The organism is Streptomyces sp. NPDC055506, from assembly GCF_053643595.1.
This window is the reverse complement of record NZ_JBSHKH010000026.1, coordinates 23584-42968: the sequence shown is the minus strand read 5'-3', so window position 1 is coordinate 42968 and position 19385 is coordinate 23584. Positions and strand designations below refer to the sequence as shown.

The 19385-nt window shown below is 72.0% G+C and carries 24 protein-coding genes; 5 read left to right on the top strand and 19 right to left on the bottom strand.

Going from position 1 to position 19385, the window contains the following annotated elements; genetic code table 11:
- Positions 1–77: 77 nt before the first annotated feature.
- The 9 genes from trpA to hisI form a co-directional block, all read right to left on the bottom strand.
- Entirely contained in the window at positions 78–896 is an 819-nt protein-coding gene (trpA, locus tag ACWIF2_RS13045) for a tryptophan synthase subunit alpha (protein WP_454360237.1), read from the bottom strand.
- Entirely contained in the window at positions 893–2179 is a 1287-nt protein-coding gene (gene trpB / locus ACWIF2_RS13040; RefSeq protein WP_454360236.1) for a tryptophan synthase subunit beta, read from the bottom strand. The genes trpA and trpB overlap by 4 nt, the downstream gene beginning before the upstream one ends.
- A 59-nt stretch (positions 2180–2238) precedes the next feature.
- A complete protein-coding gene (gene trpM, locus ACWIF2_RS13035; protein WP_454360235.1) occupies positions 2239–2463 on the bottom strand; it encodes a tryptophan biosynthesis modulator TrpM in 225 nt (74 codons plus the stop codon).
- Positions 2464–2484: 21 nt separating this feature from the next.
- Positions 2485–3294 (bottom strand): indole-3-glycerol phosphate synthase TrpC, encoded by an 810-nt coding sequence (gene trpC / locus ACWIF2_RS13030; protein WP_454360234.1) that lies wholly within the window; start codon positions 3292–3294, stop codon positions 2485–2487.
- 185 nt (positions 3295–3479) lie between these two features.
- Positions 3480–3914 carry a DUF2752 domain-containing protein gene (locus tag ACWIF2_RS13025; RefSeq protein ID WP_454360233.1) on the bottom strand — a complete coding sequence of 145 codons (435 nt, stop codon included), beginning with the start codon at positions 3912–3914 and terminating at the stop codon, positions 3480–3482.
- 83 nt (positions 3915–3997) lie between these two features.
- Entirely contained in the window at positions 3998–4249 is a 252-nt protein-coding gene (locus ACWIF2_RS13020) for an HGxxPAAW family protein (protein WP_454360232.1), read from the bottom strand.
- A 124-nt stretch (positions 4250–4373) separates the two neighbouring features.
- On the bottom strand, positions 4374–5015 hold the full coding sequence (locus ACWIF2_RS13015) for a TIGR02234 family membrane protein (protein WP_454360231.1): 642 nt from the start codon (positions 5013–5015) through the stop codon (positions 4374–4376).
- Between the two features lie 41 nt (positions 5016–5056).
- Positions 5057–6538 (bottom strand): anthranilate synthase component I, encoded by a 1482-nt coding sequence (locus tag ACWIF2_RS13010; protein WP_454360230.1) that lies wholly within the window; start codon positions 6536–6538, stop codon positions 5057–5059.
- Between the two features lie 11 nt (positions 6539–6549).
- Positions 6550–6936: a phosphoribosyl-AMP cyclohydrolase gene (hisI, locus tag ACWIF2_RS13005; protein ID WP_454360229.1), complete on the bottom strand. Its 387-nt coding sequence runs from the start codon at positions 6934–6936 to the stop codon at positions 6550–6552.
- Positions 6937–7019: 83 nt separating this feature from the next.
- Here hisI and ACWIF2_RS13000 point away from each other — a divergent pair, with 83 nt between their 5' ends.
- The gene (locus ACWIF2_RS13000; RefSeq protein WP_454360228.1) at positions 7020–7655 is read left to right on the top strand and encodes a TIGR03085 family metal-binding protein; all 636 of its coding nucleotides are present in this window, start codon (positions 7020–7022) and stop codon (positions 7653–7655) included.
- A 69-nt stretch (positions 7656–7724) separates the two neighbouring features.
- Here the strand turns inward: ACWIF2_RS13000 and hisF are convergent, their stop codons facing one another.
- Genes hisF through hisD form a run of 8 tightly spaced genes read right to left on the bottom strand, consistent with a single transcriptional unit; the run spans position 7725 to position 13428 of the window.
- Positions 7725–8480, bottom strand: coding sequence for an imidazole glycerol phosphate synthase subunit HisF (hisF, locus tag ACWIF2_RS12995; protein ID WP_454360227.1), 756 nt, complete (start codon positions 8478–8480; stop codon positions 7725–7727).
- Positions 8477–8881: a RidA family protein gene (locus ACWIF2_RS12990; protein ID WP_454360226.1), complete on the bottom strand. Its 405-nt coding sequence runs from the start codon at positions 8879–8881 to the stop codon at positions 8477–8479. Before ACWIF2_RS12990 ends, hisF begins: the two co-directional genes overlap by 4 nt.
- Positions 8878–9606, bottom strand: a complete 729-nt coding sequence (priA, locus tag ACWIF2_RS12985) for a bifunctional 1-(5-phosphoribosyl)-5-((5-phosphoribosylamino)methylideneamino)imidazole-4-carboxamide isomerase/phosphoribosylanthranilate isomerase PriA (RefSeq protein ID WP_454360225.1) — start codon at positions 9604–9606, stop codon at positions 8878–8880. The genes ACWIF2_RS12990 and priA overlap by 4 nt, the downstream gene beginning before the upstream one ends.
- Position 9607: 1 nt before the next feature.
- Positions 9608–10252 carry an imidazole glycerol phosphate synthase subunit HisH gene (hisH, locus tag ACWIF2_RS12980; protein WP_454360224.1) on the bottom strand — a complete coding sequence of 215 codons (645 nt, stop codon included), beginning with the start codon at positions 10250–10252 and terminating at the stop codon, positions 9608–9610.
- Positions 10249–10413 carry a hypothetical protein gene (locus ACWIF2_RS12975; RefSeq protein WP_355826654.1) on the bottom strand — a complete coding sequence of 55 codons (165 nt, stop codon included), beginning with the start codon at positions 10411–10413 and terminating at the stop codon, positions 10249–10251. Before ACWIF2_RS12975 ends, hisH begins: the two co-directional genes overlap by 4 nt.
- The gene (gene hisB, locus ACWIF2_RS12970; RefSeq protein ID WP_030248649.1) at positions 10410–11003 is read right to left on the bottom strand and encodes an imidazoleglycerol-phosphate dehydratase HisB; all 594 of its coding nucleotides are present in this window, start codon (positions 11001–11003) and stop codon (positions 10410–10412) included. The genes ACWIF2_RS12975 and hisB overlap by 4 nt, the downstream gene beginning before the upstream one ends.
- Positions 11000–12106, bottom strand: coding sequence for a histidinol-phosphate transaminase (locus ACWIF2_RS12965; RefSeq protein WP_454360223.1), 1107 nt, complete (start codon positions 12104–12106; stop codon positions 11000–11002). Before ACWIF2_RS12965 ends, hisB begins: the two co-directional genes overlap by 4 nt.
- The gene (hisD, locus tag ACWIF2_RS12960; RefSeq protein WP_454360222.1) at positions 12103–13428 is read right to left on the bottom strand and encodes a histidinol dehydrogenase; all 1326 of its coding nucleotides are present in this window, start codon (positions 13426–13428) and stop codon (positions 12103–12105) included. The genes ACWIF2_RS12965 and hisD overlap by 4 nt, the downstream gene beginning before the upstream one ends.
- A 178-nt stretch (positions 13429–13606) precedes the next feature.
- Here hisD and ACWIF2_RS12955 point away from each other — a divergent pair, with 178 nt between their 5' ends.
- The 4 genes from ACWIF2_RS12955 to ybaK all read left to right on the top strand — a co-directional run bounded on the left by ACWIF2_RS12955 (position 13607) and on the right by ybaK (position 17604).
- Positions 13607–15184: an oxidoreductase gene (locus ACWIF2_RS12955; RefSeq protein ID WP_454360221.1), complete on the top strand. Its 1578-nt coding sequence runs from the start codon at positions 13607–13609 to the stop codon at positions 15182–15184.
- A 121-nt stretch (positions 15185–15305) separates the two neighbouring features.
- Positions 15306–16337 carry a hypothetical protein gene (locus tag ACWIF2_RS12950; protein ID WP_454360220.1) on the top strand — a complete coding sequence of 344 codons (1032 nt, stop codon included), beginning with the start codon at positions 15306–15308 and terminating at the stop codon, positions 16335–16337.
- An 11-nt stretch (positions 16338–16348) separates the two neighbouring features.
- Complete coding sequence (locus ACWIF2_RS12945) at positions 16349–17089, top strand: LON peptidase substrate-binding domain-containing protein (protein ID WP_189729016.1); 741 nt, start codon at positions 16349–16351, stop codon at positions 17087–17089.
- 11 nt (positions 17090–17100) lie between these two features.
- Positions 17101–17604: a Cys-tRNA(Pro) deacylase gene (ybaK, locus tag ACWIF2_RS12940; protein WP_454360219.1), complete on the top strand. Its 504-nt coding sequence runs from the start codon at positions 17101–17103 to the stop codon at positions 17602–17604.
- Between the two features lie 109 nt (positions 17605–17713).
- Here the strand turns inward: ybaK and ACWIF2_RS12935 are convergent, their stop codons facing one another.
- Positions 17714–18427: an AAA family ATPase gene (locus ACWIF2_RS12935; RefSeq protein WP_454360218.1), complete on the bottom strand. Its 714-nt coding sequence runs from the start codon at positions 18425–18427 to the stop codon at positions 17714–17716.
- 56 nt (positions 18428–18483) lie between these two features.
- Positions 18484–19305: an ABC transporter permease gene (locus tag ACWIF2_RS12930; protein ID WP_454360217.1), complete on the bottom strand. Its 822-nt coding sequence runs from the start codon at positions 19303–19305 to the stop codon at positions 18484–18486.
- Positions 19306–19385 lie beyond the last annotated feature (80 nt).

The window sequence follows — 19385 nt, the reverse complement described above, 5'->3', positions numbered from 1 at the left end:
ACGAACCGGGGAGGCGCAGCGCGCCTCCCCAGCCCCAGGTCCACCCGTAAGAGGGACCGGTATGACTTCCCGGTTTCTTACGCCTGTCCGCGCACGCCCTTCGCGAGGTCGCTGGCGAGCGCCCGGACGGCCTCGACTCCGGCCGCGTCGTCCGGCGCGTCCAGCATGGCCTTGACGAACGCCGAGCCGACGATCACGCCGTCGGCGAAGCGGGCGACCTCGGCGGCCTGGGTGGCGTTGGAGACGCCGAGACCCACGCAGACCGGCAGGCCGGTGCCGGTGGCGCGGGTGCGTTCCACCAGGTTCTCGGCCTGCGAGCTGACGGTCGCGCGGGTGCCGGTGACGCCCATGAGGGATGCGGCGTAGACGAAGCCGCTGCCTGCGGCGGTGATGTCCGCGAGCCGCTGGTCCTTGCTGCTGGGGGCGACGACGAAGACCGTGGCCAGCCCGTGCTTCTCCGCGTGCTCCCTCCACAGCGCCGACTCCTGCACGGGCAGGTCGGGCAGGATGCACCCGGCGCCGCCCGCCTCGGCGAGCTCGGCCGTGAACCGCTCGACGCCGTAGCGGTCGATGGGGTTCCAGTACGTCATGACCAGGATGGGCTTGCCGGTGGCCCGGTGGGCCTCGCGGACGGTGCGCATCACGTCGGCGATCTTGACGCCGCCGCGCAGGGCGATGTCGTCGGCGGTCTGGATGACGGGGCCGTCGAGGACGGGGTCGCTGTGCGGCAGGCCCACCTCGACGATGTCGGCGCCGCCGTCGATGACGGCCTTGATCGCCTCGATGCCGCCGTCCACGGTCGGGAACCCGGCCGGGAGGTAGGCGATGAGGGCGGACCGGCCCTCGGACTTCGCCGTGGCGAGCGTGTCGCCCAACAGCTGGATGTTCCCGCTCACTTGGCGTCCCCCTCGATCTCGGCGGTGTCGGTGTCCGCGTCGGCGGCGACCTCGGCGTCGGTGTCGTAGAGGCCGAAGTAGCGGGCTGCGGTGTCCATGTCCTTGTCGCCGCGGCCGGACAGGTTGACCACGATCAGCCCGTCCTTGCCCAGCTCCTTGCCGACCTCCAGGGCACCGGCCAGCGCGTGGGCGCTCTCGATGGCCGGGATGATGCCCTCGGTGCGGGACAGCAGGCGCAGGGCCTGCATGGCCGCGTCGTCGGTGACCGCGCGGTACTCGCCGCGGCCGGAGTCCTTGAGGTAGGAGTGCTCGGGGCCGATGCCCGGGTAGTCCAGACCGGCCGAGATCGAGTACGGCTCGGTGATCTGGCCCTCCTCGTCCTGGAGAACGTAGGAGCGCGAGCCGTGCAGGATGCCGGGCTCGCCGGCGGTCAGGGTGGCCGCGTGTTCGCCGGTCTCGACGCCGTGGCCCGCCGGCTCGCAGCCGATGAGGCGTACGTCCATGTCCGGGATGAAGGCGTGGAAGAGGCCGATGGCGTTGGAGCCGCCGCCGACACAGGCGACGGCCGCGTCGGGGAGGCGCCCGGCGCGCTCCAGGAGCTGACGGCGGGTCTCGACGCCGATGACCCGGTGGAAGTCGCGGACCATGGCCGGGAAGGGGTGCGGGCCGGCGACCGTACCGAAGAGGTAGTGCGTGTGGTCGACGTTGGCGACCCAGTCGCGGAAGGCCTCGTTGATGGCGTCCTTCAGCGTGCGGCTGCCGGACTTCACGGCGATGACCTCGGCGCCGAGCATGCGCATGCGGGCGACGTTGAGGGCCTGGCGCTGGGTGTCGATCTCGCCCATGTAGATCGTGCACTCGAGACCGAAGAGCGCGCACGCGGTGGCCGTGGCGACGCCGTGCTGGCCGGCGCCCGTCTCGGCGATGACGCGGGTCTTGCCCATGCGCTTGGTGAGCAGGGCCTGGCCGAGCACGTTGTTGATCTTGTGGGAGCCGGTGTGGTTGAGGTCTTCCCGCTTCAGGAAGACCCGGGCGCCGCCGGCGTGCTCGGCGAACCGGGGGACCTCGGTGAGGGAGCTGGGGCGGCCGGTGTAGTTGACCAGGAGGTCGTCGAGTTCCCTGGCGAACTCGGGGTCGTGCTTGGCCTTGTCGTATTCGACGGCTACCTCGTCGACTGCGGCGACGAGGGCCTCGGGGATGAACTTGCCGCCGAACGCCCCGAAGTAGCCTTCGGGGCTGGGGGTTTGACCCTCCGGGTCGGGGATGAAGAACTGGCTGGGCATGCGAATACCTCACGGTGAGTGTGTGTGGAATGCACTAGTCGCCGTGGGGGCAAGGGTTGTCAGTCGACTGCGGAACCGCTGTGGCCGTTCGCGCAGTTCCCCGCGCCCCCAAAAGCAAAAGAGGGGCGCTGCCATCGCATGCCGTTGACCTGGCCCGGTTCGTCACCGATGACGTAGCGGACCCGGCGGCCGTGTACGCGGCGCGCGGGGGCTCGGCAGCCGCGGGGGCGGCAGCCGCGCGCGAGGCGGGCGTACCGGTCCACGGTCGTCATGGTGAGAGTCATCGGGGCAAGCCTAGCGGGTGATCAGCTCCGGCCGTGCCGGAGTGCGGGGTGTTCGCCCGCCGCCACCAGGTCGGAGACCGCCGTCTTGGGGTCCTTGCCGGTGACGAGGGACTCGCCGACCAGGACCGCGTCGGCGCCGGCGTTGGCGTAGGCGATGAGGTCGTGCGGGCCGCGGACGCCGGACTCGGCGATCTTGATGATGTGGTCGGGGATCTCGGGGGCCACACGCTCGAAGGTGCCGCGGTCGACCTCGAGGGTCTTGAGGTTGCGCGCGTTGACGCCGATCACGCGGGCTCCCGCGTCGACCGCCCGCTCGACCTCGTCCTCGTCGTGCACCTCGACCAGCGGCGTGAGCCCGATGGACTCGGCGCGCTCGATGAGGGACTCCAGGGCGGGCTGTTCGAGGGCCGCGACGATCAGCAGGACGACGTCGGCGCCGTAGGCCCGGGCCTCCCAGAGCTGGTACGACGTGACGATGAAGTCCTTGCGCAGGACCGGGATGTCCACGCGGGCGCGGACCGCCTCGAGGTCGGCGAGCGAGCCGCCGAAGCGCCGCTGTTCCGTCAGCACCGAGATGACGGCCGCGCCGCCCGCCTCGTAGTCGGCGGCGAGCCCGGCCGGGTCGGCGATCGCGGCCAGCGCGCCCTTGGACGGGCTGGAGCGCTTGACCTCGCAGATGACCTTGACGCCGTCGCCGCGGAGCGCGGCCGCGCCGTCCTTGGCCGCGGGAGCCTTCGCCGCGCGCTCCTTGAGCTCGTCGAGGCTGACGCGCGCCTGCCGCTCCGCGAGGTCGGCACGGACTCCGTCGATGATCTCGTCGAGCACACTCACGCGAGCGGCCCCCTTCCAGACGCTTGACAGTTCCAGCGACCAGTCGAAAACCGATGGTCACTGCGATGGTATCCGCAGCAGGGCGTAGGCCTCGCATCCGGTTGACGCCGGTCCCTCCCCCACCCTCGAACCAGCTTCGCATGCTCGGGCGGGAGGTGCCCCCATACTGGACGTCTGCCCATGGATCAAGGGTGGAGCCAGCCACCGAAGGGCAGGTTCCGGACAACCGTGAAGACCAGCAGCAACGCGCCGAGGCTCCACACCAGCACCGGCCGTGGATCGATCCGCAGCGGGCGCCCCCGTAGGGCGTGGACCACCCATACGGTCCACAGTACGGCGAAGCCCAGATAGCCGAGGACGGCGAGCGCGTTGTCCTGGAGCGCCGCCGCGAGATCGCCGTGGACGAAGGCGTGCGCGCTGCGCAGTCCGCCGCAGCCGGGGCAGTACAGGCCGGTGTAGCGCAGCAGCGGGCAGACGGGGTAGTGGCCGGGTTCGTTGGGGTCCACCGTGCCCACGTAGGCGAAGGCGGCGGCCACGGCCGCGAGCACCCCGGCGGGGGCGGCCAGGCGGCTCGGGACGCCGCGCGTCACCCTTCGGCTGTCGGTGTTCACGGTACGCATTGTGCCCCGCACGCGCGTGAGGGGCGGTCCCGGCACCCGAGTGCCGGCCGCCCCTCACGCGAGAACGCGGTGTTCCGCGGGGTTCAGCCCTCGGCGCGAGCCGGCTCGCGGTCGCCCGTCATCACGTGCGGCTGGTGCAGGTCCTTGGGCTGGCCCATGCCCATCGCCCGCATGGCCGCGCCGACGACACCGCCGAGCAGCACGACGACCATGCCCGCCCAGAAGCCCACCGGCTGGTCCAACACCATGAACGCGCCCGCGACGCAGAAACCGATGAAGGCGATCGTGACACCGGTCCAGGCGGCCGGGGTGTGACCGTGGCTGCTGCCCGCCATTGCTTGCTCCTCGTTGCTGTGTGCGTGTCTGAGCAGGACGCTCGCGCCCATTGTCCCGCACGGGCGCGCGTCCGGTGAGCGGGGGTGCTCCCTCCGCTTCCCCGGGCCCCGCTCGGGGAAGGCGTCACGCCCCGGTCGGGTCCTCGCCCCGGTCGAGTGCCTTCCACAGGTCCTCGGGCCGGTCGGGGTCGACGGCGGGGGCCTTGCGGCGCGGCCGGGGCGTGCCGTCCCGCTCGTAGCGGCCGGACATCGCGGGCCACAGCCGGCCGTAGCGCAGGGCGAGCAGTCCGGCCAGGAGGAGCAGGACGCCCCCGACTGCCGCGACGTAGGGCCAGGCGGTGTGGCTGAGGGCCGCGACGGAGGCGGAGGTGTCGCCGGAGACCTCGGCGGCCTTCTCGTCGAGTGCGGAGCTGTCGGAGGCACCGAGCAGGGCGGCGGCGACGGTGCCCGCGCCGGAGAGCGCCAGCAGGGCGGCCACCACGACGCGGCCGCCCCGGCGGACGGCGAAGACGGCGACGAGCGCGGCGAGGCCCACGACGGCGAGCGCCGCGGGCACGCCCGTGACGTCGCTGCCCGTGGCGGTCAGGGGGAAGGCGCCACCGGCCACCGTCGCGGTGCCCTCCGACCAGCTCTGCCGGGTGGCGAGCAGCGCCACGGCAGCGCCGAGCGCGCCGCACAGCAGTGCGACGGCGAGGCTCAGGCGGCCGGCCCGGGCGGATCCGGAGGCTTGGGAACGTGGGTGCGGTACAGCAGTCACGTACTCCACTATCGCCTGAACCCCGGGCGAACCGTCACCCGGGGTTCATCTCAGGCCTTTCCCAGCCGGTTCGCCGTGTGGACGGCCCGCAGGACCGCCGCCGCCTTGTTGCGGCACTCGGTGTCCTCGGCGACCGGGTCGGAGTCGGCGACGATGCCCGCGCCCGCCTGGACGTAGGCGGTGCCGTCGCGCAGCAGGGCCGTGCGGATGGCGATGGCGGTGTCGGAGTCGCCCGCGAAGTCGAGATAGCCGACGCAGCCGCCGTACAGCCCGCGCCGGGACGGTTCGAGTTCGTCGATGATCTGCATGGCGCGGGGCTTCGGGGCGCCGGAGAGGGTGCCGGCCGGGAAGCAGGCGGTGAGGACGTCGAAGGCCGTGCGGCCCGGGGCGACGCGGCCCGTCACCGTCGAGACGATGTGCATGACGTGCGAGTACTTCTCGATGGACATGAAGTCGACGACCTCGACCGAGCCGGGCTCGCAGACCCGCCCCAGGTCGTTGCGCCCCAGGTCGACGAGCATGAGGTGCTCGGCGCGCTCCTTGGGGTCGGCGAGGAGTTCGTCGGCGAGGGCCTGGTCCTCCTGCGGGGTGGCGCCGCGCCAGCGGGTGCCCGCGATGGGGTGGACCATGGCCCGTCCGTCCTCGACCTTGACCAGGGCCTCGGGGGACGAGCCGGCGACGTCGAACCCGTCGAAGCGGAACAGGTACATGTACGGCGACGGGTTGGTCGCCCTGAGGACCCGGTAGACGTCCAGCGCGCTCGCCGTGCACGGTGTCTCGAAGCGCTGGGAGGGCACCACCTGGAAGGCCTCGCCGGCCCGGATGCGCTCCTTGATGTCCTCGACGGCCTCCTGGAAGTCGGGGCCGCCCCAGAGCGCGGAGTACTCGGGGAGCTCGGAGGGCGGCAGGACGGCGGGGGGCTGGGCCACCGCGCGCGAGAGGTCCGCCTCCATGGCGTCCAGACGGGCGATCGCGTCCGCGTACGCCTCGTCGACGCCGGTGTCGAGGTCGTTGTGGTTGATCGCGTTGGCGATCAGCAGGACCGAGCCCTCCCAGTGGTCCATGACGGCGAGGTCGCTGGTGAGGAGCATGGTCAGCTCGGGCAGCTTCAGATCGTCCCGCTCGCCGGGGCCGATCTTCTCCAGTCGGCGGACGATGTCGTAGCCGAGGTAGCCGACCATGCCGCCGGTGAAGGGCGGCATGCCCTCCTGGTGCGGGGTGTGCAGGGCCTCGATGGTGGCGCGCAGGGCGGCGAGCGGGTCGCCGTCGGTGGGGACGCCGACGGGCGGGGTGCCGAGCCAGTGCGCCTGTCCGTCGCGTGTGGTCAGGGTGGCGGCGCTGCGGACTCCGACGAACGAGTACCGGGACCAGGAGCGGCCGTTCTCGGCGGACTCCAGCAGGAAGGTGCCGGGGCGCTCGGCGGCGAGCTTGCGGTAGAGCGCGACCGGGGTGTCGCCGTCGGCGAGGAGCTTGCGGGTGACCGGGATGACCCGCCGGTCGGTGGCGAGCTTGCGGAACGTCTCGAGGTCCATGGCGGCTGACCTTACTGATCCGCGGCGGCGGGGTCCGAACCGCCGTCCTTGAGCAGCACGTCCTCGTCGAAGCAGGTGCGGGCTCCGGTGTGGCAGGCGGCGCCGACCTGGTCGACCTTGACGAGCACGGTGTCGGCGTCGCAGTCCAGGGCGACGGACCTGACCCACTGGAAGTGCCCGGAGGTGTCGCCCTTGACCCAGTACTCCTGGCGGCTGCGGGACCAGTACGTGCAGCGGCCGGTGGTCAGGGTGCGATGCAGGGCCTCGTCGTCCATCCAGCCGAGCATCAGCACCTCTCCGGTGTCGTACTGCTGGGCGATGGCGGGCAGGAGGCCGTCGGCGCTGCGCTTGAGGCGCGCGGCGATCTCCGGGTCGAGGCGGCTGGGCATGCTGGTCATGTGGTCCATTGTGCCGGGCGCCACTGACAGGGCCGGTGGAGTGTCCACTGTCCGGACCCGGTGCACGGTCGTAGGCTTGCCGCATGTCGACCCATGCCAAGCGTGAACGACTTCTCCTCGCCGATCTGTTGGAGACCGCGGGCCCGGACGCGCCCACCCTGTGCGAGGGCTGGACGACCCGGGACCTCGCCGCGCACGTGGTGGTGCGCGAGCGCCGCCCCGACGCCGCCGGCGGGATACTGATCAAGCAGCTCGCGTCCCGCCTGGACCGGGTGATGGGCGAGTACACCGGCAAGCCGTACGAGGAGCTGATCCAGCTGATCCGTACGGGCCCGCCGCGCTTCTCGCCCTTCTCCCTCAAGCCGGTCGACGAGGCGTCCAACCTCATCGAGTTCTACGTCCACACGGAGGACGTCCGCCGGGCCCAGCCCGACTGGTCCGCGCGCGAGCTCGACGCGGTCTTCCAGGACGCCCTGTGGTCCCGTCTGGAGCGCACCGCCCGGCTGATGGGCCGCGGCGTCCCGACGGGCCTGGTCCTGCGCCGCCCCGACGGCCAGACGGCAGTCGCCCAGCGCGGCACCCCGGTCGTCACGGTGACCGGCGAGCCCTCCGAGCTGGTCCTGTTCTCCTACGGCCGGCAGAGCGCGGCCAAGGTCGACCTGGACGGCGACGAGAACGCGATCGCGAAGCTGCACGAGACGAAGCAGCTGGGCATCTGAGGCAGGGACTCCCAGCGAAGAGGGCTGGGAGTCCCAGCGAAGGGGTCAGGGAGTTCCCAGCGAGGGGCGTCACCGCACCGGGTGGCCCGCCTCCCGCAGCGTCTCCTTGACCTCGCCGATGCGCAGGTCCCCGAAGTGGAAGACCGACGCGGCCAGTACCGCGTCCGCGCCGGCCTCGACGGCCGGCGCGAAGTCGGTCAGCTTGCCGGCGCCGCCCGAGGCGATGACGGGGACGGTCACGTGCTTGCGTACGTCCCGGATCATCTCCAGGTCGTAGCCGTCCTTCGTGCCGTCCGCGTCCATCGAGTTGAGCAGGATCTCGCCCGCGCCCAGCTCGGCGGCCCGGTGCGCCCACTCGACGGCGTCGATGCCGGTGCCCTTGCGGCCGCCGTGGGTGGTCACCTCGAAGGAGCCCGACTCGGTGCGGCGGGCGTCCACCGAGAGGACCAGCACCTGACGGCCGAAGCGCTCGGCGATCTCGCGGATCAGCTCGGGGCGGGCGATCGCCGCCGTGTTGACGCCGACCTTGTCCGCGCCCGCCCGCAGCAGCTTGTCCACGTCCTCGGCCGTGCGGACGCCGCCGCCGACCGTCAGCGGGATGAAGACCTGCTCGGCGGTGCGGCGCACCACGTCGTACGTCGTCTCGCGGTTGCCCGACGAGGCGGTGATGTCCAGGAACGTCAGCTCGTCGGCGCCCTCGGCGTCGTACACCTTGGCCATCTCGACGGGGTCGCCCGCGTCGCGCAGGTTCTGGAAGTTGACGCCCTTGACGACCCGGCCGTTGTCCACGTCCAGGCAGGGGATGACTCGGACCGCCAGGGTCATGGGTTCGTGCTCCTCTGGTTCCCTCTGAATGCTTCCACTTCGACCGACACCAGCACCCGGGAGTCGATGAAGCCCTCCACGACCAGCAGGGTCGTGACCGGCCGTACGGCGTCGAACAGTTCCTTGTGGGCCCGGCCCACGGCGTCGACGTCCCGTGCGTGGGCCAGATACACCCGGGTGCGGATCACGGAATCGGCCGTGAGTCCGAACTCGGCGATCGCCTCCAGGGCGGTGGTGAAGGCCACCTTGGCCTGCTCGTACGGGTCGCCCTCGCCGTAGAGCACATCGCCCTTGAAGGCGGTCGTGCCCGCGACGAGCACCCGGTCGCCCGCCTCGACGGCGCGTGCAAAACCGAAGGACTCTTCCCAGGGACTTCCGCTCTGCACGCGCCGGGTGGTCATGACGACACAGCCTCCAAGGCCTCTTCCAGGGTGAACGCCTTCGCGTACAGCGCCTTCCCTACGATCGCGCCCTCGACACCGAGGGGGACGAGCTCGGCGATGGCCCGCAGGTCGTCCAGCGAGGACACGCCGCCGGAGGCCACGACAGGGCGGTCGGTGGCGGCGCACACGTTGCGCAGCAGCTCCAGGTTCGGGCCCTGGAGCGTGCCGTCCTTGGCGATGTCCGTGACGACGTACCGGGCGCAGCCCTCCTGGTCGAGGCGCGCCAGCGTCTCGTAGAGGTCGCCGCCGTCGCGGGTCCAGCCCCGGCCGCGCAGGGTCGTGCCGCGTACGTCGAGGCCGACGGCGATCTGGTCGCCGTGCTCGGCGATGACCTTGGCGACCCACTCGGGGGTCTCCAGTGCGGCCGTGCCGAGGTTCACCCGCTTGCAGCCGGTGGCCAGGGCGGCGGCGAGGGTGTCGTCGTCGCGGATGCCGCCGGACAGCTCCACCTTGATGTCCATGGCCTGCGCGACCTCGGCGATCAGCTCGCGGTTGTTCCCGGTGCCGAACGCGGCGTCCAGGTCGACCAGGTGCAGCCACTCGGCGCCGGACCGCTGCCAGGCGAGGGCGGCCTCCAGGGGCGAGCCGTAGGAGGTCTCCGAGCCGGACTCGCCGTGCACCAGGCGGACCGCCTGGCCGTCACGGACGTCTACGGCGGGGAGGAGTTCGAGCTTCGAAGCCATCTCAGAGGGTTCCGATCCAGTTGTTCAGCAGCTGCGCTCCGGCGTCGCCGGACTTCTCGGGGTGGAACTGCGTGGCCCACAGGGCGCCGTTCTCGACGGCCGCGACGAACGGCTTGCCGTGGGTCGACCAGGTCACCTTGGGGGGCGCGAGGGTCGGGTTGTGGGTCTCCAGCGACCAGTCGTGGACGGCGTAGGAGTGCACGAAGTAGAAGCGGGCGTCCGCCTCCAGGCCGGCGAACAGCTGCGAGCCGGCCGCGACCTCCACGGTGTTCCAGCCCATGTGGGGTACGACGTCGGCCTGGAGCGGCTCGACCGAGCCGGGCCACTCGTCGAGGCCGTCGGTCTCCACGCCGTGCTCGATGCCGCGCGCGAAGAGGATCTGCATGCCGACGCAGATGCCCATGACCGGACGGCCGCCGGAGAGCCTGCGGTCGACGATCCAGTCGCCGCGCGCCTCGCGCAGCCCCTTCATGCAGGAGGCGAAGGCTCCGACGCCCGGGACGAGCAGCCCGTCGGCGTTCATGGCCTTGTCGTAGTCACGCGTGATCTCGACGTCGGCTCCCGCGCGCGCGAGGGCCCGCTCGGCGGAGCGGACGTTGCCGAAGCCGTAGTCGAAGACCACCACGCTTTTCTGAGGGGTGCTCAATTCCACACCTCCAGCCTCACCACGCCGGCCACGAGGCACATCGCGGCACCGATCGACAGCAGCACGATCAGGCCCTTGGGCATCTTCTGCTTGACGAAGGAGTAGATCCCGCCGGCGAGGAACAGGCCGACGACGATCAGCAAGGTCGAGATGCCGTTCACAGGGCGCCCTTCGTGGAGGGGAGGATGCCGGCCGCGCGCGGGTCACGCTCGGACGCGTAGCGCAGAGCCCGGGCCAGCGCCTTGAACTGGCACTCCACGATGTGGTGCGCGTTACGCCCGTAGGGCACGTGCACGTGCAGCGCGATCTGGGCCTGGGCCACGAAGGACTCCAGGATGTGCCGCGTCATCGTGGTGTCGTACTCGCCGATCATCGGCGCCATCTTCTCGGGCTCGGTGTGCACGAGGTAGGGGCGGCCGGACAGGTCGACGGTGACCTGCGCGAGGGACTCGTCCAGCGGGACCGTGCAATTGCCGAAGCGGTAGATCCCCACCTTGTCGCCGAGGGCCTGCTTGAAGGCGGCGCCGAGCGCGAGGGCGGTGTCCTCGATGGTGTGGTGCGAGTCGATGTGCAGATCGCCCTCGGTCTTCACGGTCAGGTCGAACAGACCGTGCCGGCCGAGCTGGTCGAGCATGTGGTCGTAGAAGCCGACGCCGGTGGAGATCTCCGTCTTGCCGGTGCCGTCGAGGTCTATCTCGACGAGGACCGTGGTCTCCTTGGTCGTCCGCTCCACGCGTCCGGTGCGGCTCATTGACTCTGCTCCTTCTTCAGTGCGCGAACCGCGTCGAGGAACGCGTCGTTCTCTTCGGGGGTTCCGGCCGACACCCGCAGCCACCCGGGGATGCCGTTGTCCCGGACCAGAACGCCCTGGTCGAGGATCTTCTGCCAGGCCGTGTGCGCGTCCTCGAACCTGCCGAACTGCACGAAGTTGGCATCGGACTCGACGACGTCGTAGCCGGTCGCGCGCAGTTCGCGCACCAGCCGGTCCCGCTCGGCCTTGAGCTGCTCGACGTAGCCCAGCAGCGTTCCGGTGTGCTCCAGGGCGGCCAGGGCGGTCGCCTGGGTCACGGCCGACAGGTGGTAGGGCAGCCGGACGAGCTGGACGGCGTCCACCACGGCCGGGTGCGCGGCGAGGTAGCCGAGGCGCAGGCCCGCCGCGCCGAACGCCTTCGACATCGTGCGGGAGATGACCAGGTTCGGGCGCCCGTCGAGCAGCGGCAGCAGCGAGTCGCCGTGGCTGAACTCGATGTACGCCTCGTCAACCACGACCATCGACGGCTTGGCCGCCTGCGCGGCCTCGTACAGCGCGAGGACGGTCTCGGGCGGGACGGCGTTGCCGGTCGGGTTGTTGGGGGTGGTGACGAAGACGACGTCGGGCCGGTTCTCTGCGATCGCCTTCTCGGCCGCCGCCAGGTCGATCGTGAAGTCCTCGCCCCGGGGCCCGGAGATCCAGCCCGTGCCCGTGCCGCGCGAGATGAGCCCGTGCATCGAGTACGACGGCTCGAAGCCGATCGCCGTACGGCCCGGCCCGCCGAAGGTCTGCAGCAGCTGCTGGATGACCTCGTTGGAGCCGTTGGCGGCCCAGACGTTGGCCAGGCCGACCTCGTGGCCGGAGGTGTCCGTCAGGTACTGGGCGAGCTTGGTGCGCAGCTCGACCGCGTCCCGGTCCGGGTAGCGGTTGAGGTTCCGGGCCGCCTCACGGACCCGCTCGGCGATGCGCTCGACCAGCGGCTCGGGCAGCGGGTAGGGGTTCTCGTTGGTGTTCAGCCGTACGGGGACGTCCAGCTGGGGCGCGCCGTAGGGGGACTTGCCGCGCAGCTCGTCCCGTACGGGGAGATCGTCGATGCCTGTCACTTGCCTTCTGGAACCTTCCACCCGAACCTCGCCTTGATCGCCGCGCCGTGTGCCGGCAGGTCCTCCGCCTCCGCCAGCGTCACCACATGGTGCGCGACCTCGGCCAGCGCGTCCCGTGTGTAGTCGACGATGTGGATGCCGCGCAGGAAGGACTGGACGGACAGGCCCGAGGAGTGGCAGGCGCAGCCGCCGGTGGGCAGGACGTGGTTGGAGCCGGCCGCGTAGTCCCCGAGGGAGACGGGGGCCCAGGGGCCGATGAAGATCGCGCCGGCGTTGCGGACCCGGTCGGCTACCGCCGCGGCGTCGGCCGTCTGGATCTCCAGGTGCTCGGCGCCGTACGCGTCGACGACCCTGAGGCCCTCGTCGACGCCGTCGACCAGCACGATCGCGGACTGCTTGCCGGACAGGGCCGGGACGATCCGGTCGTCGACGTGCCGGGTGGCCGCGATCTGCGGCTCCAGCTCCTTCTCCACGGCGTCCGCGAGCTCGACGGAGTCGGTGACGAGCACGGCGGCGGCCAGCGGGTCGTGCTCGGCCTGGCTGATCAGGTCGGAGGCGACGTGCACCGGGTCGGCCGTGTCGTCGGCGAGGACCGCGATCTCGGTCGGGCCGGCCTCGGCGTCGATGCCGATCTTGCCGGTGAAGTAGCGCTTGGCGGCGGCGACCCAGATGTTGCCGGGGCCGGTGACCATGTTCGCGGGCGCGCAGGACTCGGTGCCGTAGGCGAACATCGCGACGGCCGTGGCACCGCCCGCCGCGTACACCTCGTCGACGCCGAGCAGCGCGCAGGCGGCGAGGATCGTCGGGTGCGGCAGGCCGCCGAACTCGGACTGGGCGGGAGAGGCGAGCGCGATCGACTCGACGCCGGCCTCCTGCGCGGGCACCACGTTCATGATCACGGAGGAGGGGTACACGGAACGGCCGCCGGGCGCGTACAGCCCGACCCGCTCGACCGGGACCCACTTCTCGGTCACGGCACCGCCGGGCACCACCTGGGTGGTGTGCGTGTCGCGGCGCTGCGCGCGGTGGACGATCCGGGCGCGGCGGATGGACTCCTCCAGGGCCGCGCGCACGGCCGGGTCGAGCTCCTCCAGCGCGCGGGTGAGCGCGGCGGCCGGTACCCGTACCTGGTCGAGCCTGACCCCGTCGAACCGCTCGGCGAAGTCGATCAGCGCCGCGTCGCCCCGATGATGCACGTCCTCGCAGATCGGACGCACCTTCTCCAGGGCGGCCGCTACGTCGAAGTCGGCTCGGGGCAGCAGGTCACGCAGAGCGGTGCCCTCGGGGAGGGCGTCGCCGCGCAGATCGATTCGGGAGATCACGTGCTCAATTCTCTCAGACCTGGGTGACGCGTCGTCCGCGCGTATCAATGGCTGATACAGAACGCGGGGGGAAGCCGGAAGATCCCCTTCACGTTTCGCGTTCGGTGGGTCACCCAGCGGGCATGAACAGTTGTACGAAGAGACCAACCCGCGAGTACCCGGGGAGGAAGGGAACGACGTGACCCAGGGGGCCGGCGTGCGCGCCGGGGATGTGCCCGAAGACCTGACCGCGGTCGAGGCCGGTATGTGGCAGGCCTTCCGAGACGGCAGCGTGTACGACCTGAGCAGCGGTGACCCGCTGGTGGACGATCCGCACGGCGGCCGGCCCTGGGGCGAGGAGCGGACCGTGCGGGCCCGGGTCGTCTGCTGGCTGCTTCTCGACGGCCCGCCCGCCCTGGCCGGCCGGGTGTCGGCGCTGAAGCTGGCCGGCATCCGGATCAGCGGCTCGCTGGATCTCGCGGGGGGCACGGTGGTGCCGTACGTCGAGATGCGCCAGTGCCGGTTCGAGCAGGACGTGCTGCTGCCGGAGGCCCGCTTCACCACCCTGCGGATGGTGGACTGCTCGGTGCCGCGCCTCGAGGCGGCCCGGGTGCACACCGAGGGCGATCTGCATCTGCCGCGCTGCCGCTTCCACCGCGGCATCCGGATCACGGACGCGCAGATCGGCACGGACCTGATGCTCAACCAGGCGATCGCGCACCGGGACCGCAGCGGACGGTCGATCGCCGCGGACGGCCTGACCGTCGGCCAGGACTTACAGGCCGAGCTGCTGGAGTCGCACGGCGAGCTGAGCCTGCGCGCCGCCACCGTCGGCGTCTCGCTGAGCCTGCGCGGCGCGCGGCTGACCAACCCCTACGCGCGGCTCGCGCTGAACGCCCCGCAGCTGACGGTCGAGCGCAGCCTGTATCTGACCCCGGCGGGGGTCGGCGCCCAGGCGATGAGCGGGATGACCCCGGCGCGCGGCACACGGATCCAGCGGTTCGAGTGCGAGGGCGGGATACGGCTCGACGACGGGCGGTTCGGCGACGCCGTCGACTTCGAGCGGGCCCGGTTCGCCCTCACCGAGGACCAGGAGCTGTCGCTGCGCCGGGTGCAGACGCCCGAGCTGCGGTTCCTCGGGGAGCATCCGGCGCGCGGGCGCGTGGTGCTGTCGGGGGCGAAGATCATCAACCTGATGGACCGGGCGGACGCCTGGCCCGGCCCGGGGCGGCTGCACATGGGCGGCTTCGCCTACGAGAACCTCGTGCCGCGCGGCCCGTTCCCGCTGGCCGAGCGGCTGGACTGGGTGGCGGCGGCGACCGCCGAGTACAACCCGGAGCCGTACGAGCGTCTCGCGTCCGTGTTGCGGGCCGGCGGGGAGGACGAGGACGCCCGCGAGGTGCTGCTCGCCAAGCAGCGCCGGCACCGCGAGAGCCTGCCGCCGGCCGCCAAACTGTGGGGCTATGTGCAGGACTGGACGGTCGCCTACGGGTACCGGCCGGGCCGGGCGGCGGTGTGGATGGCGGTGCTGTGGGCGGCGGGCTCGTTCGCCTTCGCGCAGGCCGGCCATCCGCCGCTGAAGCGGGGCGAGCATCCGGAGTGGAGCCCCACGCTCTTCACGCTCGATCTGCTGCTGCCGGTCATCGACCTGGGCCAGGTGGGCTTCTGGCAGCTGCGCGGCGGCTGGCAGTGGCTGGCGACCGCGATGATCCTGCTGGGCTGGATCCTGGCGACGACGGTGGCGGCGGGGGCCACACGACTGCTGCGGCGCAATTGATGTTGCCGGTGTGACCACAGTTGTTGAACTGTCACACCTTTACCTTCTCTTGACCATCGGGCGTACAACTTTCGGCGAGTTCCCCGAACGATCTGGCGCCGCTGTGACCAGCGGTCTTTCAATGGTCGACACCATGGCTCTGCAGCTCCCGTTCATCCGCGCGAGCCGGATGACAAGGACCGCCCCCCACCTCGTCGGCGGGCCGTACGCCGACGACGAGGTGCTGCTCGACGCGCCCGACGCACGGCTGAGTCCGGCGCTCGTCGCCGCCGCCCGCGGCGATCACGGACCGGCCGCCGGGCTGCTCCACGCCACCCGCGCGGCGGCCGAGTGGGAGCGACGCGACCGGTACGTGACCCGGCTGGCCGCCTTCGCCCACTCGCGCCCCGAATGGCTGGACGCCTGGCTCGCCACCGCCCCGCACGACCCCGACGCGCTGCTGGTCGGGGCCCAGCTGGCGGTGGACCGCGCCTGGCTCTCGCCGGCCCGCACCGAGCTGCTGCGCGAGGTGAGCCCGCTGCTCACGGCCGCGGCCCGGGGCGACCAGCGGGACCCGGTGCCCTGGCGGCTCGCGCTCGACCACGCGCGGGGCGCGCAGGCCGGGCACAAGTACTTCGAGGAGCTGTGGGCGGCGGCCGTACGCCGCTCCCCGCACCACTACGGCTCCCATGTGGCGGCCCTGCGCTATCTGGCCGCCTACTGGCACGGTTCGCACCAGGAGTGCTTCGACTTCGCCGACCGGGCCGCACAGGACGCGCCCGCCGACGCGCTCGCCCAGGCGCTCCCGCTGCGGGCGGCCTTCGGCTATCTGACCGACGGCTGCGGACCCGAGGTGCCGCGCGAGCGACTGGACGCGGCCGCCGACCGGGCGATCGCGCTGTCCCCGCTGCTGCCGGCGGCCGACCCCTGGCCCGCCCGGATGCGGAACCTGCTGATCTTCGTCCTGGTGTGCCTGGAGCGCTGGCAGGACGCCGCCCAGCAGCTGCGGCTGAACGGCCCGTACGCCACCTCGTTCCCCTGGGACCAGGTGTCCGACGACCCGCTCGGACACTTCCTGCGGGTACGTGACGAGGTCCGGGCCGCGACGGCAGGTCAGCCGCCCTGGCATCCACGGAGTGAACGGGGCGGACGAGTCCGCCCCGGCGACCATTAGGCTTTTGCGTCGTGACCACCGTCCGGCTCCCCCTCTTCCCCCTGAACTCGGTGCTGTTCCCGGGGCTCGTGCTCCCGCTCAACGTCTTCGAGGAGCGGTATCGCGCCATGATGCGCGAGCTGCTGAAGACCCCGGAGGACGAGCCGCGCCGGTTCGCCGTCGTGGCGATCCGCGACGGCCACGAGGTGGCCCCGAGCGCGCCCGGCATGCCCGACCCGACAGCCCTGCCCGACCGGGGCCCGCTGGCCGGTTTTGGCGCGGACCCGGTCAAGGCGTTCCACAAGGTGGGCTGTGTGGCGGACGCGGCGACGATCCGGGAGCGGACCGACGGCTCCTTCGAGGTGCTGGCGACCGGCACCTCCCGGGTGCGGCTGCTGTCCGTCGACGCGTCCGGCCCCTTTCTGACGGCCGAGCTGGAGACGCTGCCCGAGGAGCCCGGCGACGAGGCCGCGCCGCTGGCCGAGGGGGTGCTGCGGTCCTTCCGCCAGTACCAGAAGCGGCTGGCCGGCGCGCGGGAACGCTCCCTGGCGACCGGCGCCGAGCTGCCCGACGAACCGGGCGTGGTGTCGTATCTGGTGGCGGCGGCGATGATGCTGGACACCCCGTCCAAGCAGCGCCTGCTGCAGGCCCCCGACACGGCGTCCCGCCTGCGCGACGAGCTGAAACTCCTTCGCTCGGAGACGGCCATCATCCGTAATCTGCCGTCGTTGCCGGCGTCGGAACTGACGCGCGGCCCGATGAGCCTCAACTGAAGCGGACCGGCATGGCGAAGAAGTCGAAGAAGCAACAGCAGCCGGGGGGCACGCCCGCGACGGTCGCCCTCACGGCGGCGGGCGTGGAGTTCACGGTCCACTCCTACGACCACGACCCCGCCCACCCCTCCTACGGCGAGGAGGCGGCCGAGGCGATGGGCGTCTCACCGGACCGGGTGTTCAAGACGCTGGTGGCGGACGTCGACGGCGCGCTGACAGTGGCCGTGGTCCCGGTGGCGGGCCAACTGGACCTCAAGGCGCTGGCGGCAGCGGTCGGCGGCAAACGCGCCACGATGGCCGACCCGACCCTGGCGGAACGCACCACGGGCTATGTCAGGGGCGGCATCTCACCCTTGGGCCAGCGCAAGAAACTCCCGACGGTCCTCGACGAGTCGGCCTCGACCCACCCGACGATCTGCGTCTCGGCGGGCAGGAGGGGGCTGGAGGTGGAGCTGTCACCGGAGTCCCTCCAGAAGCTGACAGAAGCGGTCCTGGCCCCCATCGGTCGGCCTTAGTCCGCTTAGCTGCGGGCATGCGTGCCGCTGGGGGCGGCACGGGTGGGCGCAGCGGCACCCCGCCACGCCGGGCTGCGAAACCCCCCGCCCCAGCCAAGACGCCGAGCACCTACGCGGCAGGCGGTGCCTCATAAGGCCCGTGCTCGAACTCCGGCTCAGGATCCCGAGGCCCGAACAACGCCGTAAGCCCCAGATGCAACACCAGCGCGGCAAGCGGCCAGGCCAGCAACGCCCCCTTCGCCCCCAGCTTCAACGGCGCGGAGAACGTCACCCCCCGCCCCACATCCCGCGCCCGCGCGATGACATCCTCCGCGGGCCCGAGCCACACCCCGAGCCGCCACGCCAGCAACGACCCGAGCAGCCCTCCGACGGCCAGTCCCACCACCAGCGGCACACCCCCGCGCCGCCGCAGCAGGAACACGACCAGCGCGCTGACGACCCCGAAGCCCAGCGCGAGCAGCGTGAACGTGCCGTCGACCCCGACGGCCTGCTCGCCCTCGGTGTCCTTGAGGTAGACGACCCAGTTGCCCTCGGCCACGTCACCGACCAGCGGCACGTGCGGCGCGAGCCACCACCAGAGCACTCCGAGCAGCACCCCGCCCAGCGCCACGGCGAGCGAGATCACGGCGGCTTCCCGCACTTCGGTCTTCATTCCGGGGCCGTCCTGTCCGTACCAGCCGTGCCCGGCGCCTTCGGCGTACTCGGCGTGCTGGGACCCGGGAGCCTGGGGCCCGTTCGCCCCGGGTGCGGCGGCCGGCGGCTGCCACGCGTCCTGCGCGGAACGTTCATGCGGTGGTGGTGGCGGAGTCAGTGGTGCGGTCACCCTGCCATCGTGCCAGTCCCGCTTGTGCGCCGCGTCACCGGACGACCGCTCCGCGCTCAACGGACGGCCGCCCGGCGGTACGCCCAGGTCGCCACGGCCAGCGAGACGACGCCCACCACCCCGCACACGGCGAGGTCACCGAGCACGAAGGCCCAGTCGGGATGCGGACCGAACGTCCGCGCGAAGGCCTCGACCCCGTAGGTCGACGGCAGCAGGTCCCGTGCGAAGCGCACGACCTCCGGCATCCGGTCCGCCGGCAGCACGCCCAGCAGCAGCGCCGCCGACATGCCCAGCTGACCGAGCAGCGTGGCCAGTTCCGGCCGGGGCGCCAGCAGCCCCAGCGCCGCCCCCAGCCCGGCGAGCGCGGCGCCCGCGAGCGGGATCACTGCCATGAGGACCCACAGATGGGCCAGCGGCAGCCCGAACAGGGCACAGCCGAACACCGCCGTCACGATGGTTCCCGGCACGGTGAACGAGGCGTACGCGCCCGCCGCGCCCAGCACCACCGCCGCCGGCGGCACCGGCAGGGTCGCGTAGTGGTCGAGTCCGCCACTGGCCCGCAGCTGCCCGAAGTACTGCGCGAGCAGGTTCAGCGCGACGAAGGCGACGACCAGGACCGAAGACCCGGCGACGACCGCCTGCGCCTCGGCCCCGTCGTCCACGACGCCGCGCATCAGGATCATGATCCCGATCGACTGGAAGGTCGCCACGAACAGCAGCGGGATCCGCGCGACCCGCGCCCGGGACAGCTGTGCCCGGTACACGGCCGCCAGCGAGGGCCACAGCCGCGCCCTGGGCCCGAGCTCGGCCGCGCTCGCGGCGGGCTCCTCCGCGGCCAGGGCACTGCCCGGCAGGACATCGGCGGGTACGACACTCACGTCGCGCTGCTCCCCTTCGCTCGGGTCCACTGCGGCAGTCGCCCTGTTCGGTACGTATGCGGCGGCCTGCGTGCTCAAGC

Excerpts from the sequence above, each read along its gene's own strand:
- trpB (WP_454360236.1), bottom strand. The coding sequence starts at position 2,179 with ATGCCCAGCCAGTTCTTCATCCCCGACCCGGAGGGTCAAACCCCCAGC.
- trpM (WP_454360235.1), bottom strand. The coding sequence starts at position 2,463 with ATGACTCTCACCATGACGACCGTGGACCGGTACGCCCGCCTCGCGCGC.
- ACWIF2_RS13025 (WP_454360233.1), bottom strand. The coding sequence starts at position 3,914 with ATGCGTACCGTGAACACCGACAGCCGAAGGGTGACGCGCGGCGTCCCG.
- ACWIF2_RS13020 (WP_454360232.1), bottom strand. The coding sequence starts at position 4,249 with ATGGCGGGCAGCAGCCACGGTCACACCCCGGCCGCCTGGACCGGTGTC.
- ACWIF2_RS13010 (WP_454360230.1), bottom strand. The coding sequence starts at position 6,538 with ATGGACCTCGAGACGTTCCGCAAGCTCGCCACCGACCGGCGGGTCATC.
- hisI (WP_454360229.1), bottom strand. The coding sequence starts at position 6,936 with ATGACCAGCATGCCCAGCCGCCTCGACCCGGAGATCGCCGCGCGCCTC.
- ACWIF2_RS13000 (WP_454360228.1), top strand. The coding sequence starts at position 7,020 with ATGTCGACCCATGCCAAGCGTGAACGACTTCTCCTCGCCGATCTGTTG.
- hisF (WP_454360227.1), bottom strand. The coding sequence starts at position 8,480 with ATGACCCTGGCGGTCCGAGTCATCCCCTGCCTGGACGTGGACAACGGC.
- ACWIF2_RS12990 (WP_454360226.1), bottom strand. The coding sequence starts at position 8,881 with ATGACCACCCGGCGCGTGCAGAGCGGAAGTCCCTGGGAAGAGTCCTTC.
- priA (WP_454360225.1), bottom strand. The coding sequence starts at position 9,606 with ATGGCTTCGAAGCTCGAACTCCTCCCCGCCGTAGACGTCCGTGACGGC.
- hisB (WP_030248649.1), bottom strand. The coding sequence starts at position 11,003 with ATGAGCCGCACCGGACGCGTGGAGCGGACGACCAAGGAGACCACGGTC.
- ACWIF2_RS12950 (WP_454360220.1), top strand. The coding sequence starts at position 15,306 with ATGGTCGACACCATGGCTCTGCAGCTCCCGTTCATCCGCGCGAGCCGG.
- ybaK (WP_454360219.1), top strand. The coding sequence starts at position 17,101 with ATGGCGAAGAAGTCGAAGAAGCAACAGCAGCCGGGGGGCACGCCCGCG.